The organism is Maribacter arcticus, from assembly GCF_900167935.1.
GTDB lineage: Bacteria > Bacteroidota > Bacteroidia > Flavobacteriales > Flavobacteriaceae > Maribacter > Maribacter arcticus.
Map to the genome: position 1 here is coordinate 31075 of NZ_FUYL01000009.1, position 17388 is coordinate 48462.

General features: G+C 35.5%; 13 protein-coding genes. 10 read left to right on the plus strand and 3 right to left on the minus strand.

The window, feature by feature from the left end; all coding sequences use genetic code 11:
* The first annotated feature begins 1 nt into the window (after position 1).
* Positions 2-1192, plus strand: coding sequence for a pyridoxal phosphate-dependent aminotransferase (locus B5X55_RS13885; RefSeq protein ID WP_079513240.1), 1191 nt, complete (start codon positions 2-4; stop codon positions 1190-1192).
* 72 nt (positions 1193-1264) lie between these two features.
* Here B5X55_RS13885 and B5X55_RS13890 read toward each other — a convergent pair whose 3' ends face one another.
* Together B5X55_RS13890 and trkA are read right to left on the minus strand one after the other, a co-directional pair.
* Entirely contained in the window at positions 1265-2758 is a 1494-nt protein-coding gene (locus tag B5X55_RS13890) for a TrkH family potassium uptake protein (protein ID WP_079513241.1), read from the minus strand.
* 1 nt (position 2759) lies between these two features.
* Positions 2760-4109 (minus strand): Trk system potassium transporter TrkA, encoded by a 1350-nt coding sequence (trkA, locus tag B5X55_RS13895; protein WP_079513242.1) that lies wholly within the window; start codon positions 4107-4109, stop codon positions 2760-2762.
* A 229-nt stretch (positions 4110-4338) separates the two neighbouring features.
* Here trkA and ubiE point away from each other — a divergent pair, with 229 nt between their 5' ends.
* Positions 4339-5082, plus strand: coding sequence for a bifunctional demethylmenaquinone methyltransferase/2-methoxy-6-polyprenyl-1,4-benzoquinol methylase UbiE (gene ubiE / locus B5X55_RS13900; protein ID WP_079513243.1), 744 nt, complete (start codon positions 4339-4341; stop codon positions 5080-5082).
* A 48-nt stretch (positions 5083-5130) separates the two neighbouring features.
* Positions 5131-5826 (plus strand): type IX secretion/gliding motility protein PorT/SprT, encoded by a 696-nt coding sequence (gene porT / locus B5X55_RS13905; RefSeq protein ID WP_079513391.1) that lies wholly within the window; start codon positions 5131-5133, stop codon positions 5824-5826.
* A gap of 121 nt (positions 5827-5947) precedes the next feature.
* Here the strand turns inward: porT and B5X55_RS13910 are convergent, their stop codons facing one another.
* Positions 5948-6667, minus strand: a complete 720-nt coding sequence (locus B5X55_RS13910) for a TrmH family RNA methyltransferase (RefSeq protein WP_079513244.1) — start codon at positions 6665-6667, stop codon at positions 5948-5950.
* A gap of 54 nt (positions 6668-6721) precedes the next feature.
* Between B5X55_RS13910 and tamL the strand changes: the two genes are divergently transcribed.
* The 7 genes from tamL to pulA all read left to right on the plus strand — a co-directional run bounded on the left by tamL (position 6722) and on the right by pulA (position 17379).
* Positions 6722-9280, plus strand: coding sequence for a translocation and assembly module lipoprotein TamL (tamL, locus tag B5X55_RS13915; protein WP_234999747.1), 2559 nt, complete (start codon positions 6722-6724; stop codon positions 9278-9280).
* A 60-nt stretch (positions 9281-9340) separates the two neighbouring features.
* A complete protein-coding gene (gene fbaA / locus B5X55_RS13920; protein ID WP_079513246.1) occupies positions 9341-10408 on the plus strand; it encodes a class II fructose-bisphosphate aldolase in 1068 nt (355 codons plus the stop codon).
* A gap of 31 nt (positions 10409-10439) precedes the next feature.
* Positions 10440-11300 carry an acetyl-CoA carboxylase, carboxyltransferase subunit beta gene (accD, locus tag B5X55_RS13925; protein WP_079513392.1) on the plus strand — a complete coding sequence of 287 codons (861 nt, stop codon included), beginning with the start codon at positions 10440-10442 and terminating at the stop codon, positions 11298-11300.
* Between the two features lie 114 nt (positions 11301-11414).
* Complete coding sequence (gene rpsO, locus B5X55_RS13930) at positions 11415-11684, plus strand: 30S ribosomal protein S15 (RefSeq protein WP_027067979.1); 270 nt, start codon at positions 11415-11417, stop codon at positions 11682-11684.
* Positions 11685-11895: 211 nt separating this feature from the next.
* Complete coding sequence (locus B5X55_RS13935; RefSeq protein ID WP_079513247.1) at positions 11896-14118, plus strand: polyribonucleotide nucleotidyltransferase; 2223 nt, start codon at positions 11896-11898, stop codon at positions 14116-14118.
* A 159-nt stretch (positions 14119-14277) separates the two neighbouring features.
* Positions 14278-15141, plus strand: a complete 864-nt coding sequence (locus tag B5X55_RS13940) for a sigma-70 family RNA polymerase sigma factor (protein WP_027067982.1) — start codon at positions 14278-14280, stop codon at positions 15139-15141.
* A gap of 255 nt (positions 15142-15396) precedes the next feature.
* Positions 15397-17379, plus strand: coding sequence for a type I pullulanase (gene pulA / locus B5X55_RS13945; protein ID WP_079513248.1), 1983 nt, complete (start codon positions 15397-15399; stop codon positions 17377-17379).
* Positions 17380-17388: the final 9 nt, after the last annotated feature.

Genomic DNA, 17388 nt, shown 5'->3' on the forward strand with positions numbered 1-17388 from the left:
CATGAGCAATCAACTTTCGGACAGAATAAACAGCGTTACCCCGTCAGCTACTTTGGAAATGGCCGCAAAGGCCCGTGAATTAAGAGCATCAGGAAAAGACATAATAGGTTTAAGCTTAGGCGAACCAGATTTTGAAACTCCAGATTACATTAAAGACGCAGCCATTCAAGCAATTAATGACAACTACAATTCATATTCTCCAGTAGATGGATATGTAGATTTGAAAAAGGCAATTATTACAAAATTTAAAAGAGATAATAACCTTAGTTATGAGCCTGCTCAAATCGTTGTTTCCACTGGTGCAAAACAGTCATTATACAATGTTGCTCAGGTTATTTTAAATCCTGGGGATGAAGTTATTTTACCTTGCCCTTATTGGGTAAGTTATAGTGATATTGTAAAATTGGCAGATGGTATACCTGTAGAAGTACCAACATCTTTGGAAAATGATTTTAAGATGACTCCAGAACAACTGGAGGCTGCTATTACACCAAAAACTAAAATGCTATGGTACAGCTCTCCTTGCAACCCAAGTGGATCTATATATAGTAAAAAAGAGTTACGTGCACTTGCCGATGTTCTAAAAAAATACCCTCAAATTATTGTTGTTAGTGATGAAATTTACGAGCATATTAATTATGGCGTAACCAAACATGCCTCAATGGCTGAATTTGACGATATGTTCGATCGTACAGTTACGGTTAATGGTGTAGCAAAAGCATTTGCTATGACTGGATGGCGTATTGGATATATAGGCGCACCGGCTTACATTGCCCGCGCAACCAATAAACTTCAAGGTCAAGTTACCAGTGGTGCCAATTGTATTGCTCAGCGTGCAGTCATAACAGCTTTAGAAGAATCACCTGACCGTATTCAATTCATGGTTGATGAATTTAAAGAACGTCGTAAATTAATTTTAGGTCTATTAAATGACATAGAAGGTTTTAAATGCAATGAGCCTGAGGGTGCATTTTACGTCTACCCAGATGTTACAGCATATTTTGGCAAAACATTAAACGGCACTAAAATCAATAATGCATCAGATTTCTCAATGTATATTCTAGAAGCAGCTAATGTAGCAACAGTTACTGGTGATGCTTTTGGTAATGGAAATTGTATTCGTATATCTTACGCTGCATCAGTTAAAGATATTAAAGAAGCGATTTCAAGAATAAAAGAAGCACTGAAATAATATTCAACACATAATAAAACAAAAAGTCCCTTTAGCTAAAGGGACTTTTTTGTTTTCAGTTATTTACACTGCTTAAGTTCGTTTCCAGAAATAAGGAGTTAACAATATTAATACTGTAAAGAGTTCTAGTCTACCTGCCAACATTAAAAAGCCACACCACCATTTTGCCAATACAGGCAAACTATTAAAATTACTGACAGGGTTTAAACTACCCAATGCCGGACCAACATTTCCTAACGATGATGCCGCACCACCAATGGCTGATTCAAAATCTAACCCTAAAAAACCCAATACAAGAGCACCAATAATAAAGAGCAACATATACAGAACAAAAAAGCCTATAATATTATAAACAATTTTTTCCTTTACTGTTTTATTATTGTATCGTACTGGAATAATTGCATTAGCATGTAATGTTCTTTTAAATTCTAACACACCGTTTTTAATAATCAACAAGTGACGCATTACCTTAATACCGCCAGCCGTAGAACCTGCAGAACCCCCTAGAAAAAATAATCCGAAAAAGAAAACAGTCAAAAATGGTGTCCATTGCGTAAAATCTGCACTTACGAAGCCAGTTGTAGTAATTACCGAAACTACTTGAAACAATGCATGCCTAAACGAACTTTCTCCCTTGCCCAAAATCATAGGATAACCAGGAGTTACATTTGTAATATTCGCTTTAAAATAAATTACCAAAGCTACTATGATTGTAAATACAATTACGAAGCCAGCATAATACCGAAATTCTTCATCTTTAAACACCTTCTGTATTTTTCCCTTAAAAGCAAAGTAGCTTAAAACGAAATTACTACCTGCCAAAAACATGAAAAAGATAATAATGTATTGAATTAAGGGTTGATCATTCCAATAAGCAATACTTGCATTTTTAGTAGAGAAACCACCAGTAGACAGCGTCGCCATTGCATGATTTATAGCATCAAAAAATGACATTCCAGCTATTTGCAATAGAATAGTTTCTGCAATAGTATAACCAAAATAAATAAGCCAAAGTCGCTTCGCCGTATCGGTAATTCTAGGATGTAATTTATCTGCACTTGGCCCAGGAGCTTCTGCAGAAAAAAGCTGCATACCCCCTATTCCTAATAATGGTAAAATAGCTATAGCCAAAACAATTATACCCATTCCCCCAATCCAATGGGTAAGGCTTCGCCAAAAAAGAATACCTTCTGGCATTGCTTCTATATCATCCATAATAGAAGCCCCTGTGGTGGTATAACCCGATACTGTTTCGAAAAAAGCATTCGTAACATCAGGCACCGCTCCCGAAAACAAATATGGTAACATACCTGAAATAGACATAATTATCCATCCAAAAGTAACGATAATGTATCCTTCTTTTTGCTTTACTTCTTTCTTATGCCCTCGGGTATAATACATTGAAAAGACACCAACAAACATGGTCGTTATTGATGCTAAAGTGATGCTTAGAGTAGCACCATCTTGATAAATACCACTTACTACCGCCGCCAAAAGCATAAAGCCTCCGTTAAAAAGCAACAGTAGCCCCATTAAATGAAATATGATTCTTAAGTTAAGCCGCATTTTAAAGGAACATTCGTTCAATTTTTGATATCTCAGAAGGCAAGCAACAAACCACTACTCGATCACCTTCTTGAATTTTAAACCCACCTAGAGCAATATAACCAACACCATCTCTTACAACACCCCCAATAGTAGCAGCTTTAGGGAAATTCAATTCTCTTATTGTGGCCCCAGTTACTTTAGAATTCTTTTTAACTATAAACTCTAAAATTTCGGCATTTAAATTATTCAAACGCATTAAGGCTACTACCTCGCCTTTACGAATATGTCTAAAAATATTATTTGCAGCTAACAGCTTTTTATTGATTAAGGTATCAATCCCGATAGAATGAGAAAGTTGAAAATAATCCATGTTTTCAACTAATGCGATGGTTTTCTTTATATTCTTAGATTTTGCCACTAAGCATGACATTATATTGGTCTCTGAATTGCCTGTCACCGCAATAAAGGCATCCATAGACTCTAAACTTTCCTCTTCTAACAATTCAACATTTCTGCCATCACCATTAATCACTAAGGCATTTGGTAATTCATCTGCCAGATCAAAAGCTTTTTCTTTGTTCTTCTCAATCAACTTAACGTTGAACTTATTGGCACAAAGGTCCCTGGCAGTTTTATAACCTACCTTGCTACCACCCAAAATCATAACATTTTTGATTTCAGCCTTTTTCTTACCCGTTAGCTTATAAAGTTCGTCAACCCCTTTTTTCACAGTAATGAAATACACCTGATCACCTTCTTTAAATAAGGTGTCTCCTCTTGGTATAACTGTATATTGAGTACCTGTTCGCTGAAGTGCAATAGGCATAAAATGTAATTCTGGAAATATATTTGCAGCTTCCTTCACCATTTTACCTACAAACGGAGCCGATTTAATTAAGGAAACACCTACCATTATAAGCTCACCGTCCTCAAACTCATAAGTATCATTAAATGCAGACTTATTTAATAGCATTTGAATTTCAGTAGCCGCTAATGCTTCAGGTGAAATCAATTCATCGATTCCCAATTCTGAAAATCGCAATAACTCTTTATTATTTATAAACTCGGTATTGGAAATTCTTGCGATAGTTCGCTTACAACCTAACTGTTTTGCAAGCATACACAATGTAATGTTGGTAGTTTCAGAAGAAGTTACCGCAATAACCAAATCAGAATCTTGTACTTGCGCATCTCTAAGCACTGCTATAGAGGTTGCATCACCTTTTAATACACGTATATCTAAATGATTATCTGCATAAGCAAGACTTTCTTTATCGCTATCAATTAAGGTGATATCCTGTGATTCATAGGAAAGTAACTTCGCCAAATGAAAGCCAACTTCCCCAGCACCAGCAATTATAATCTTCATTTAATTTATTAGAGCGCTATCTATCAAGATTTCGTGAAAAATTATGCACTTAACTATTTAAGCGCTCAAAAATATCTTAAAAACAATAGCATTTATTTCAGGGCAAAATTACATAATTTAATTAGTTTATTATTTATTTTCAGTTCTTTAACCAATTATGAAACAACCACACTATTTAAATAGAAATTAAGCCTTTGGTAAATTGTATCTTTGCCAAAAAAAGCGATCAATGTCTAGAAAAGTTACACCCTATAAAGATTCTGATTTAGGAAAAAAGGAACAGGTCACTAAAATGTTCGATACTATATCAAAAAATTATGATGGTTTAAATCGTGTGATTTCATTTGGCATAGACATTAAATGGCGTAAAAAAGTTGTTGAAATATTAAAAAAGGAACAACCAGAATCTATATTAGATATCGCTACCGGAACCGGTGATTTGGCCATTGCACTCGTTAATACTGGTGCTAAAAAAATTATTGGTCTTGACATCTCACCTGGCATGTTAGCCGTTGGCAAGGATAAAGTAAAAGATAAAAATCTCAACAATATTATTGAAATGGTTGTTGGCGATAGCGAGAACTTGGTATTCGATGACAACTCTTTCGATGCTGTAACGGTTTCTTTTGGCGTTCGAAATTTCGAAACTCTTGAAACAGGCATGGCCGAAATACTGAGAGTTTTGAAACCTAATGGGTCTCTTGTTATTTTAGAAACCTCGGTTCCTACCAAAACGCCTTATAAACAAGGTTATAAATTTTACACCAAGAATATTCTTCCGCTTATTGGTAAAATGTTTTCTGAAGATAATTCTGCATATGGGTATTTAAGTGAATCAGCTTCTGTTTTTCCACATGGCGAAAACTTCAACAATATTTTACGCGAAATTGGGTTTATAGATGTAACGAATAAACCCCAAACATTTGGGGTGGCATCGATTTATATTGCGAAAAAGGCAAATTCAACGCTTTAGATAGTTCGCTTTATTATTTCGATGACATACAATCGTAAACCTGGATATATGAAGAAATGGTTTTTTATAAGCCTCGCGATATTGTCTATGACTACTACGTTGAATGCTCAATTCAACGAAAGCCCCATATTAAACAAACAAAACGAAGACAAGAAATTGTTGAACTGGGGATATTTCCTAGGTTTAAATCAATATGATTTTAAGATAGAGTACAAAGAAAATGCGCCCGATATTTTGGTTAGCAAAAGTTTCGGATTCAATGTGGGTCTTATTGGAGAATTACGTATTAATGAGTTTTTAGACTTACGATTTGAACCCGGACTACATTACGGCTCAAGATTAATGGGTTTTACCGGTTTTGAAGATGAACGCGATGCTATTAGAGAAGTTAAATCTACCTATATAAATTTCCCTATTTTACTTAAAGCCAGCACAAAGAGATTTGGAAACTTTAAACCTTTTTTAATAGGCGGCGGATCAAGAAGCCTCAACTTAGGCAGTAACGAAGAAAGCCTTGATGACAATAGTTCTGGTACTTTTAGAATGAAAAAATGGGTGTACAACTACGAACTTGGCTTCGGTATAGATTTCTATTTAGAATATTTCAAATTTACACCATCAATAAGAGGTGTCTTTGCTATAACCGATGAGCTGGTTCCAGACCAAGACCCAAATAGTCCATGGACAGGGAATATTGAGTCGTTAAAAACGAGAGGTCTTTTTATTAATTTTACTTTCGAATAATTTAGTAGTTAGTAAACTCTTATCTCTTAAAACCTACTTTTAACCTATGAATATTGATTACAAAAAGACTTATTCATATACACCAATATTCTACTTGAGAAATTAAATACTTGAACAATATCTATTTTCTTATTTCATGTAGCAATATAGCTACTGCAGATGCCACATTTAAACTTTCTGTAGTAGTACCACCAAATTGAGGTATTGCCAACCTATCAGTACATAATTGGGTAATCGAATCAGAAATCCCCTTTCCTTCGTTACCCATTATTAGAATTCCTTTTTCCGGCAATCTTAAATCGTTGACATTATTACCATCCATAAATGTACCATATATAGGAAGTGTATTAAAACTTAGATAGGAATTCAACTCTGTATATTGTATACGAACTCGTGAAATAGAACCCATAGTCGCTTGTAGCACTTTTGGGTTATAGCAATCTACCGTTTCAGGCGAACAAACAATATCTGACACACCGAACCAATCACACAGCCTAATAATGGTACCAAAATTTCCCGGGTCCTGCAATCCATCAAGCACTAAAATCCAGTCTGACGGTATTTTTTGCTCCTGCTTAGGGATATGGAACACTCCAAGATATCCATTCGGATTTTTAAGACTACTAATTTGGCTAAGTTCCTTATTTGTAATTCGATTGACCTCTACTCCTTCTATTTTAAAATCTTCAGAATCTACCGCAAATAATTTATACAGTTTAATATCGGACTTCAAAACTTCCTCTATGGTTTTTTTTCCTTCAACGACAAAAAGACCGTGTTCATTTCGGCACTTTTTTTGTTGTAGACTTTTGATAAGTTTCAATTCACTTTTGACAACCATTCAAATAATGTATTTTTGATTTATATGAGGATGGCACTTTGCTCCAAAAACAACATGGCTAAATTAAGCTTATTATCCCTATTGGCAATAGTCTTGCTATCCTGCAACTCACTTAAAAAAGTTGAGGATGATGAATATTTGGTGGTAAAAAATTCCATTTATGCAGATTCCGTAAAAATTAATAACGAAGAACTTCAAAGCCTCATATATCAAAAACCAAATTCAACGGTGCTTGGCTATCCTTTAAGACTCAACTTATATAATTTAGCAAAAGAAAATCCTGATTCATTATTCAACGCATGGTTGTATAGAAAAGAAAACAGAAAAAAAAGATTAACAAAATTACTATCTGCTAAACAAGTTGAACGTCTGGGGGAATCTTTTTTAGTAACGGGCTTAAGCAATTGGTTAGAAGATATTGGTGAAGTACCGGCGATTCTAGACACTACAAGAACTCGCTTAAGTTTAGCAAGGGTTAGCGCCTATTATCAAGGTAAAGGTTATTTCTCCAATAACACAACTTATGAGATTGATACCATAAAACAGAACAAGAAGGCTAAAATCAATTACCATATTGAACTTGGCAATCCTTATATGATTGATTCTCTTGGCAATGATATTTCATCAACAGCTATTGATTCATTATATTTTCTAAATTCAGCCAACTCATTGATAAAAGAAGGTCAACAATTTGACTTATCTAATTTCAATAGAGAACGTGAACGACTTACCGGTATTTTTAGAAATAGTGGTATTCGAAATTTTCAAGAAAGTTCAATTACTTTTGATATCTTACGCGACACTACAAAAGTAGCAGATGATCAGAAAATGAACATCACCTTAAATATTGGAGATTTAAAAACCAGAGGAGAGAATGAAGTTACCACATCTGCTTACAAGGTTGAAAAAATCAATAAAGTCAATATTTATACAGACTATCTTTCTACAAACACAAACGATTCATTATACACAATAGATTACAGAGACTATACGATACACTATTCGAAGAATTTCGATATTAAGCCTAAAACATTGGCTAATGCTATATTTTTCAAGAAGGACAGTATTTATAGAGACGTAGACAAAATAAGAACAAGTAGACAGCTTAACGCACTAAATATTTTTAAATATCCGAATATTATTTTTGAAGCCGATAGTATTGGCAATAAGGTCAACACCAATATCTACCTTGCTCCAAAATCTAAATACTCATTGGGTACAAATTTCGAAGTTAGTCGCTCGAACCTTCGTAGATTGGGAGTAGGTTTAAGCACTACCCTACTTATTCGAAACATTTTTAAAGGTGCTGAGAATTTAAGTTTTTCTGCCGATGGCACCTATGGTCTTTTGAGCAGCAATACTTTTCAGGCTAATTATTTTTCAGAGTTCGGTGGAGATATTACTCTTGACTTTCCCCGTATTTGGTTTCCTTTCATTAATACCTCTAGAATAATACCCAACTATACATTACCTAAAACAAGAATTGCGATAGGTACAAGTTTTCAAAATAATATTGGCTTAGACAAACAAACCTTTAATACCGTCTTAGGCTATAATTGGGTTCCGAGCGATTTCGTTAAGCATAATATTGAACTCATAAACATTCAATTTGTACGTAACGTGAATAGTAATCGATTTTTTAATGTGTATAATAATACTTATGAAAGGCTCGATGCTATTGCAGATAATTACGAAACCGACCCCTTACTTTCGACATTTTTTGAAGTAGAAACAGACGCGACAGACCCGAAATTGAGTATCCCTTTTGGGACAACAGGGTTTATTAATGCCATTGAAGAAAGAACTGTATCCTCAACTACACTTGATTATAACACTGTAACCCTCATCGAAGAGCGAAGAAAGCGTTTAACAGAGAATAATCTGATTTTCGCCACTAACTATACATTTAATAAGACAAATAGAACAGGTATTATCGATAACAGTTTTTATCAGTTTAGATGGAAACTAGAAAGTGCTGGGAATCTATTATCAGCTTTTTCATCTTTCGTTCCATTTAATAAAAATGACGAAGAACAATTATTGGTATTTGGGGTACCCTTTTCTCAATACATAAAGAACGAATTTGAATATGTTAAGTATTGGGACCTTTCACGCTCAAATGTCTTAGCAGCACGAGCATTTTTTGGCATAGCAATACCCTATGGCAATTCTGACAATATTCCTTTTGTTAGAAGTTATTTTGCAGGTGGATCGAACGATAACCGCGCTTGGTTCCCTTATTCCTTAGGTCCTGGAAGTGTTTCAGCAGTTAACGATTTCAATGAAGCAAATCTAAAATTGGCTTTAAATCTAGAATATAGATTTCCAATTGTTGGTGATATAAACGGAGCCATATTTGCCGACGCAGGAAACATATGGAATGTTTTAGACAATGTTGAAGACCCACAAGCTACATTCGACAGTGTCGCTTCTTTAAAAGATATCGCTTTAGGCTCAGGTATTGGCTTACGGTATGATTTTACTTATTTTCTTTTCCGTCTAGATTTGGGTTTCAAAACCTACAACCCTGCTGAAATTCAATCAGAAAGATGGTTTAAAGATTATAATTTCGCCAACTCTGTTTTGCAAATAGGTATCAACTATCCCTTTTAAATATAATTGTTTTATTACTTTTGTTTTTCATTTTTTCAGAAACTAATAGACCACTAAATTATGGCTCACAATATTAAGCCCGGTGTTGCTACCGGAGACGAAGTTCAAGCAATATTCAACTACGCGAAAGAAAAAGGATTTGCGTTACCTGCAGTAAACGTTATTGGTTCTGATACCATCAACGGTGTTTTAGAGACTGCCGCAAGCTTAAATGCGCCAGTAATTATTCAATTTTCTAACGGTGGGGCTCAGTTTAATGCTGGTAAAGGTCTTTCTAATGAAGGTCAACAAGCAGCTATACAAGGAGCTATTGCAGGCGCAAAGCATGTACACCAATTAGCTGAAGCTTATGGTGCGGTAGTTATTTTACATACAGATCACTGTGCTAAAAAATTATTACCATGGATTGATGGATTATTAGATGCTAGTGAAAAGCATTTCGCAGAAACTGGTAAATCTCTTTTCAGTTCACATATGATTGACCTTTCTGAAGAGCCTTTAGAAGAGAACATAGAAATATGTAAAGGTTACCTTGAGCGTATGAGCAAAATGGGAATGACGCTAGAAATAGAATTAGGTATTACAGGTGGTGAAGAAGATGGTGTAGACAATTCAGATGTAGATGATTCTAAATTATATACTCAACCAGAAGAGGTTGCTTACGCATACGAAGAACTTTCTAAAGTAAGTCCAAAATTCACCATTGCTGCTGCATTTGGAAACGTTCATGGAGTATATAAGCCTGGTAACGTAAAATTAACTCCGAAAATTCTTAAGAATTCTCAAGAATATATCTCGAAAAAATACAATGTAGAGCATAATCATATCGATTTTGTATTCCACGGTGGTTCTGGATCTACAGTAGAAGAAATTAGAGAAGGTATCAGCTACGGTGTTATAAAAATGAATATCGATACAGATTTACAGTATGCATTTCTAGCGGGTGTTCGTGATTATGTACAAGACAATAAAGACTATTTACAATCACAAATTGGCAACCCTAAAGGAGCTGACGAGCCTAATAAAAAATATTACGACCCAAGAGTTTGGTTAAGAAAAGGTGAAGTAACCTTTATCGAACGTTTGAAAAAAGCATTTGAAGACTTAAACAACGTAAATACGTTATAACTGACTTTAAGTTAACCTATAAATGGAAGATATGACGGCTTGGTTTAAAAGAAAGGAAAAAGGAATACAGACTTCTACTGAAGAAAAAAAGGACACTCCAAAAGGCTTGTGGTACAAATCACCCACTGGCAAAATTGTTGAGTCAGAAGATTTGGCCAAAAACTTTTATGTAAGCCCTGAGGATGATTACCATGTAAGAATAGGTAGCAAAGAGTATTTTGAAATTTTGTTCGATAACAATAAGTTTACCGAACTTGATGAAAAGCTTTCATCAAAAGATCCCTTGAAATTTGAGGATACCAAGAAATATAGTGAGCGTTTAAAAGCAGCCCAGAAAAAAACCGGACTTAAAGATGCCGTAAGAACAGGTTACGGAAAATCTTTCGGTAAGGATATTGTTATCTGTTGTATGGATTTCAAATTCATTGGTGGTTCAATGGGTAGTGTTGTTGGTGAGAAAATTGCTCGTGGTATAGACCACGCCATTAAAAAGAAAACTCCTTTCATGATGATTTCAAAGTCTGGTGGAGCCCGAATGATGGAAGCTGCTCTTTCACTAATGCAACTTGCAAAAACATCTGCTAAGTTGGCTCAGTTATCTGAAGCTGGTTTACCATATATTTCGCTTTGTACCGATCCTACAACTGGTGGCACAACGGCATCATACGCCATGCTTGGCGATATCAACATTGCAGAGCCAGGAGCACTAATAGGTTTCGCGGGTCCTCGTATTGTCAAAGATACTACTGGTAAAGAATTGCCTGAAGGCTTTCAATCATCTGAGTTTTTATTGGAACACGGTTTCTTGGATTTCATTTCGCATAGAAAAGATTTGAAGAAAAAAGTTAACCTTTATATTGACTTAATACAGAACAATCCTGTCAGGTCATAATAAGGTCTATGTTTTTCTTAAATTGAAATAGTTTCTTATTTCAAAAAAAGAGTATCTTTGCGCCCTGATTGAAAACCAATCACGTACATAAAAATCATTTAAAATAATATTGGAATGTATTTAACAAAAGAAGTAAAAGCCGAAATTTTTAAGAAGCACGGCGGCAAAGCTGAGAACACAGGTTCTACAGAAGGTCAGATTGCTTTATTCACACACCGTATCAATCACTTGACCGGTCACTTGAAAAAAAATCATAAAGACTACAACACTGAGCGTTCACTTGTGAAACTAGTAGGTAAAAGAAGAAGTCTTCTTGATTATATGATTAAAAATGATATTGTAAAATACAGAGAGCTAATTAAAGAGCTTGGTATTAGAAAATAATATTGCAAAAAGGGGATAGTTAACTATCCCCTTTTTTTAAATTACTCCGGGCCTTGGGAGATTTAGCCATTAATTGGCAAAGGTGAACACAAAAAGCTACACACGGTTTTTCATTGGTCAACACAACAACACAACAACTCCGACCAGAGAAAATTAGTCGGAAAGACCATTGTTTAACAAATCTGCAATGCGCAGGTTTTAATCAAATTTTATGATTCCAAAAGTATTTAAAGAGGTCATAGACCTTGGTGACGGTAGGGAAATCTCTATCGAAACCGGTAAATTGGCAAAACAGGCTCACGGCTCTGTTGTTGTTCAGTCAGGAAAATGTATGTTATTATGTACAGTTGTTTCCAATTACAAACAAAGTGATGTGGACTTTCTTCCACTAACGGTAGATTATCGTGAAAAATTTGCGGCTGCAGGTCGTTACCCTGGTGGTTTCTTCAAAAGAGAAGCAAGGCCAAGTGATGGTGAAGTATTGACTATGCGTTTAGTGGATCGTGTTTTACGTCCGTTATTCCCAAAAGACTACCATGCTGAAACACAAGTTATGATTCAGTTAATGTCTCATGACGAAAACGTTATGCCAGAAGCTATGGCTGGTTTAGCTGCTTCCGCTGCCATTCAATTATCAGATTTTCCTTTTGAATGCCCAATCTCTGAAGCAAGAGTTGGTCGTGTTAATGGTGAATTTATCATCAACCCAACGAGAGCACAATTAGCAGAATCTGACATCGATATGATGATCGGAGCATCAGCTGATTCTGTGATGATGGTTGAAGGTGAAATGGATGAGATTTCTGAAGAAGAAATGGCAGAAGCTATCAAATTTGCTCACGAAGCTATTAAAGTACAATGTGCTGCTCAAGTAAAATTAGCTGAAGCTTTCGGTAAAAAAGAAGTACGTGAGTACGCAGAAGAAAGAGAAGATCTAGATTTAGCGAAGAAGATTCATGACATGGCATATGATAAAGTATATGCTATTGCAAAAGCTGGGTCTGCTAAACATGAAAGAAGTGCTGCATTCTCTGAAATTAAAGAGGAAATAAAAGCAACTTTTTCTGAAGAAGAATTAGCAGATTATGGTGATTTGGTATCTAGGTATTACTCTAAAGCTGAAAAAGCTGCGATAAGAAACTTAACCTTAGATGAAGGTTTACGTTTAGATGGTCGTAAGACAGATGAAATTAGACCAATTTGGTGTGAAATTGATTATTTACCATCAACACACGGTTCAGCAATTTTCACAAGAGGTGAAACTCAAGCATTAGCTACTGTAACTTTAGGAACTTCTAGAGATGCAAACAAAATAGATATGCCATCTCACGAAGGTGAAGAAAATTTCTACTTACATTATAACTTCCCTCCTTTTTGTACAGGTGAGGCAAGACCGTTAAGAGGAACTTCTAGAAGAGAAGTTGGTCATGGTAACTTGGCGCAACGTGGCTTAAAAGGAATGATACCTGCTGACTGTCCTTATACAGTACGTGTAGTATCTGAAGTATTAGAATCTAACGGTTCTTCTTCTATGGCTACTGTTTGCGCAGGTACAATGGCATTGATGGATGCTGGTGTTCAAATGATAAGACCTGTTTCAGGTATTGCAATGGGATTAATTTCTGATGCAGAAACTGGAAAATATGCAGTTCTTTCTGATATTTTAGGTGATGAAGATCACTTAGGTGATATGGACTTTAAAGTTACCGGTACTTCCGAAGGTATTACTGCATGTCAAATGGACATTAAAGTAAAGGGATTGTCTTATGAGATTTTAGTAAATGCACTAAAACAAGCAAGAGAAGGTCGTTTACATATCTTAGGTAAAATAACTGACACTATTTCAACTCCAAATGCAGATGTTAAGGAGCATGCGCCAACAATGGTTACGCGTAGAATCCCTAACGAATTCATCGGTGCTTTAATCGGACCAGGAGGAAAAGTGATTCAAGAGATGCAAAAAGAAACTGAGACTACTATCGTTATAAACGAAGATCCAGTAACTGAAGAAGGTATCGTTGAAATATTAGGTGTAGGTCAAGCTGGTATTAATGCTGTTATGGCAAAAATCGATGCTATATTGTTCAAACCTGTAGTCGGTAACGTATACGAAGTAAAAGTTATCAAAATATTAGATTTTGGTGCTGTTGTTGAATATATCGACGCCCCAGGAAACGAAGTTTTACTTCACGTTTCTGAATTGGCATGGGAAAGAACTGAAAACGTAACCGATGTGGTAAACATGGGAGATGTGTTTGATGTTAAGTATTTCGGTCTTGATCCAAGAACAAGAAAAGAGAAAGTTTCTCGTAAAGCTCTTTTACCAAAACCAGAAGGTTTTGTAGAAAGACCACCACGTGATGACAAACGAAGAGATGACCGTCGTGGAAACGATCGTAATCGTGATCGTGATAGAAAACCAAGAAGAGATTAACTCTTTTTAAGTTTAAAAAGTAAGCCTCAACATATATGTTGGGGCTTTTTTTATGCATTTCAACAGATAAACAAAGTTTTTTACCTTCAATTGTAACATTCGAAAGTTTTTTACGTATAAGTATATGCAGTCTATGCAAATTGAACTTAATTTATTTTAATGAGACAGCTTAAGATTACAAAACAGGTCACCAATAGGGAGACCGCATCTTTGGACAAGTACTTACAAGAAATTGGAAAAGTTGACTTGATTACCGCTGATGAAGAAGTAGAGTTGGCACAACGCATCAAGGCAGGCGACCAGATCGCTCTTGAAAAACTTACAAAAGCCAACCTCAGATTCGTGGTTTCAGTTGCAAAGCAGTACCAAAACCAAGGCCTTACTTTACCAGATTTAATTAACGAGGGAAACCTTGGGTTAATTAAAGCTGCACAGCGTTTTGACGAAACGCGGGGATTCAAATTCATCTCCTACGCCGTATGGTGGATCCGTCAATCTATATTACAAGCTTTGGCAGAGCAATCACGTATTGTTCGATTGCCATTAAACAAAATTGGTTCGATCAATAAGATCAACAAGACTTTTGCTTTTTTAGAGCAAGCGCATGAAAGAATGCCTTCTCCTGAGGAAATTGCAAAAGAATTGGACATGACAGTCGAAGATGTTAAACAATCTTTGAAAAACTCAGGTAGACACGTATCTATGGATGCGCCTCTTATCGATGGTGAAGATTCTAACCTTTACGATGTACTTCGTAGTGGTGAATCTCCAAATCCAGATAGAGAACTTTTACATGAGTCTTTACGTACCGAAATTGAGCGAGCATTAGAAACATTGACTCCACGTGAAGCAGACGTAATTCGTTTGTACTTTGGTCTTGCAGGTCAACATTCTATGACTTTGGAAGAAATTGGTGAAACTTTTGACCTAACAAGAGAAAGAGTTCGTCAAATTAAGGAGAAAGCGATTAGAAGATTAAAGCATACTTCTAGAAGTAAAATACTAAAAACGTATTTGGGGTAATAATCCTTAGCGTTCAAGCTATAAAAATTACACGTTAAATATATCCTAAATTGGTTTTATGGCATATTAATTGTAATTTTAACGGTAACAACAGTTTATCATGACTGTTCGTTTTTTGATTGATGAATAAACTCCGGCTGATTACCGGAGTTTTTTCATTTATAATGGTCTGTTAAGTTATTCGAACGATTACAACAACCAACAAAGGCTCTCAAATTTATCTTCCTTATATTAGATTACTATCATTCAATACCAATGAAACAATTCTTATTAATAATAATGAGTGTCACATTTTTAAGTTCTTGCAAAAATCAAAAACTCACTACAAGTTTTGACAATTATCCTGCACCAATTCATGAAAACCTTTGGACTAATTATTCTAAAGAATCAACCTTATTTAAATTATGGTCCCCTACAGCAGAAGAAGTTAAAGTCCGATTATTTAAAACTGGCAATGCTTCCAATTCTTTCGAAACTTTTTCTCTTAAATCTGCCAAAAGTGGCATTTGGCAAAAAGAGGTAACCAAAGACCTTGATGGAATTTATTACACGTATCAGGTGAAAATAAATGGGAGATGGTTAGAAGAAACATCTGGTATCTACGCCAAAGCAGTTGGGGTAAATGGCAATAGAGCTATGGTTCTTGATTTGAACACTACAAATCCTGATAAATGGGAAAAAGATAAAGGTCCGCATATAAACCATTTGAACGAAGCCATTATTTATGAGCTTCATATTAGAGATATGACCATCCATCCTGAATCAGGCTCATCATTACCCGGTTTATATTTAGGACTGGTCGAGGAAGGTACAAAAGGGAAAGACAATATTTCTACTGGCATAGACCATTTAAAGGAATTGGGAATAACCCATGTACATTTATTACCCACTTTTGACCATTATTCAATTGACGAAACAAATTTAGATAGACCTCAATATAATTGGGGCTATGATCCACAAAATTATAATGTGCCTGAAGGCTCGTTTTCATCAGACCCTTTTAATGCTGCAGTTAGGATTAAGGAATTCAAGCAAATGGTGAAAGCCTTTCATGATAATAACATCGGTGTTATACTAGATGTGGCCTACAACCATACTGGCAAGACCAAAGAAGCTAACTTCAACCAAGAAGTGCCAGGCTATTACTATCGACATTGGCAAGATGGCTCTTATGCCGACGCGGCAGCTTGTGGTAACGAGACAGCTTCTGAACGTGCTATGATGCAAAAATTCATGATAGAATCTGTTACGTATTGGACTAAGGAATATCATGTTGATGGTTTTCGAATCGACCTTATGGGAATTCATGACATCACAACCATGAATAAAATAGCTGACGCAGTCAAAAAAATAAATCCCGATGCATTATTATATGGTGAAGGATGGACAGCAAAAGATTCACCACTTCCCGAAGAAAAACGTGCCCTTAAAAAACACATGAAGCAATTACCTCAAATTGCTGCTTTTAACGATGATGTTCGTGATGGCATTAAAGGCTCTGTTTTTGAAGATGAAAGCACTGGTTTTGTCAGTAGCGCAAAAGACATGGAGGAATCTATAAAATTCGGAGTTATTGGCGCAATTCAACATCCACAACTCGAATATAAAAAAGTTAACTATTCAAATGTGCCATGGGCATTAGAACCCTGGCAGTCTATCAATTATGTATCTTGTCATGACAACCACACCTTATTCGATAAATTAAAAATCTCAAAGCCTGAAGCAGATACAGACGAATTAATTGCTATGGATAAATTGGCAAATGCAATTGTGTTAACCTCTCAAGGAACTCCGTTTTTGCATGCAGGTGTAGAAATGCTCCGTACAAAAAATGGGGAGCACAACTCCTATAACCTCCCAGATAGCATCAACCAAATTAATTGGAATTGGAAAGTTCAACACAAAGAAGTCTTTCAATATTATAAGAATTTAATTTCACTACGCAAGGCCCACCCAGCATTTCACATGAAAAGTGCTAAAGATGTAGTAAGTCATTTAAAATTTCAGACTATTGAAGATGGAATTGTTTCCTATATGATTAAGGACAATGCCAATGAAGATAGTTGGAAGAATATTTTGGTTGTTTATAACGCTTACAACAAAAACATAAATTATAAAATTGATGGCACTTGGCAAGAAGCCGTTTCTGGCGACACGTTTGATTTAAAAGGCGAACGAACTTTAAAAAATAATATAGAAATTCCCGCCTTATCAATGTACATTGCATTCCAGAAATAACCGAACCAC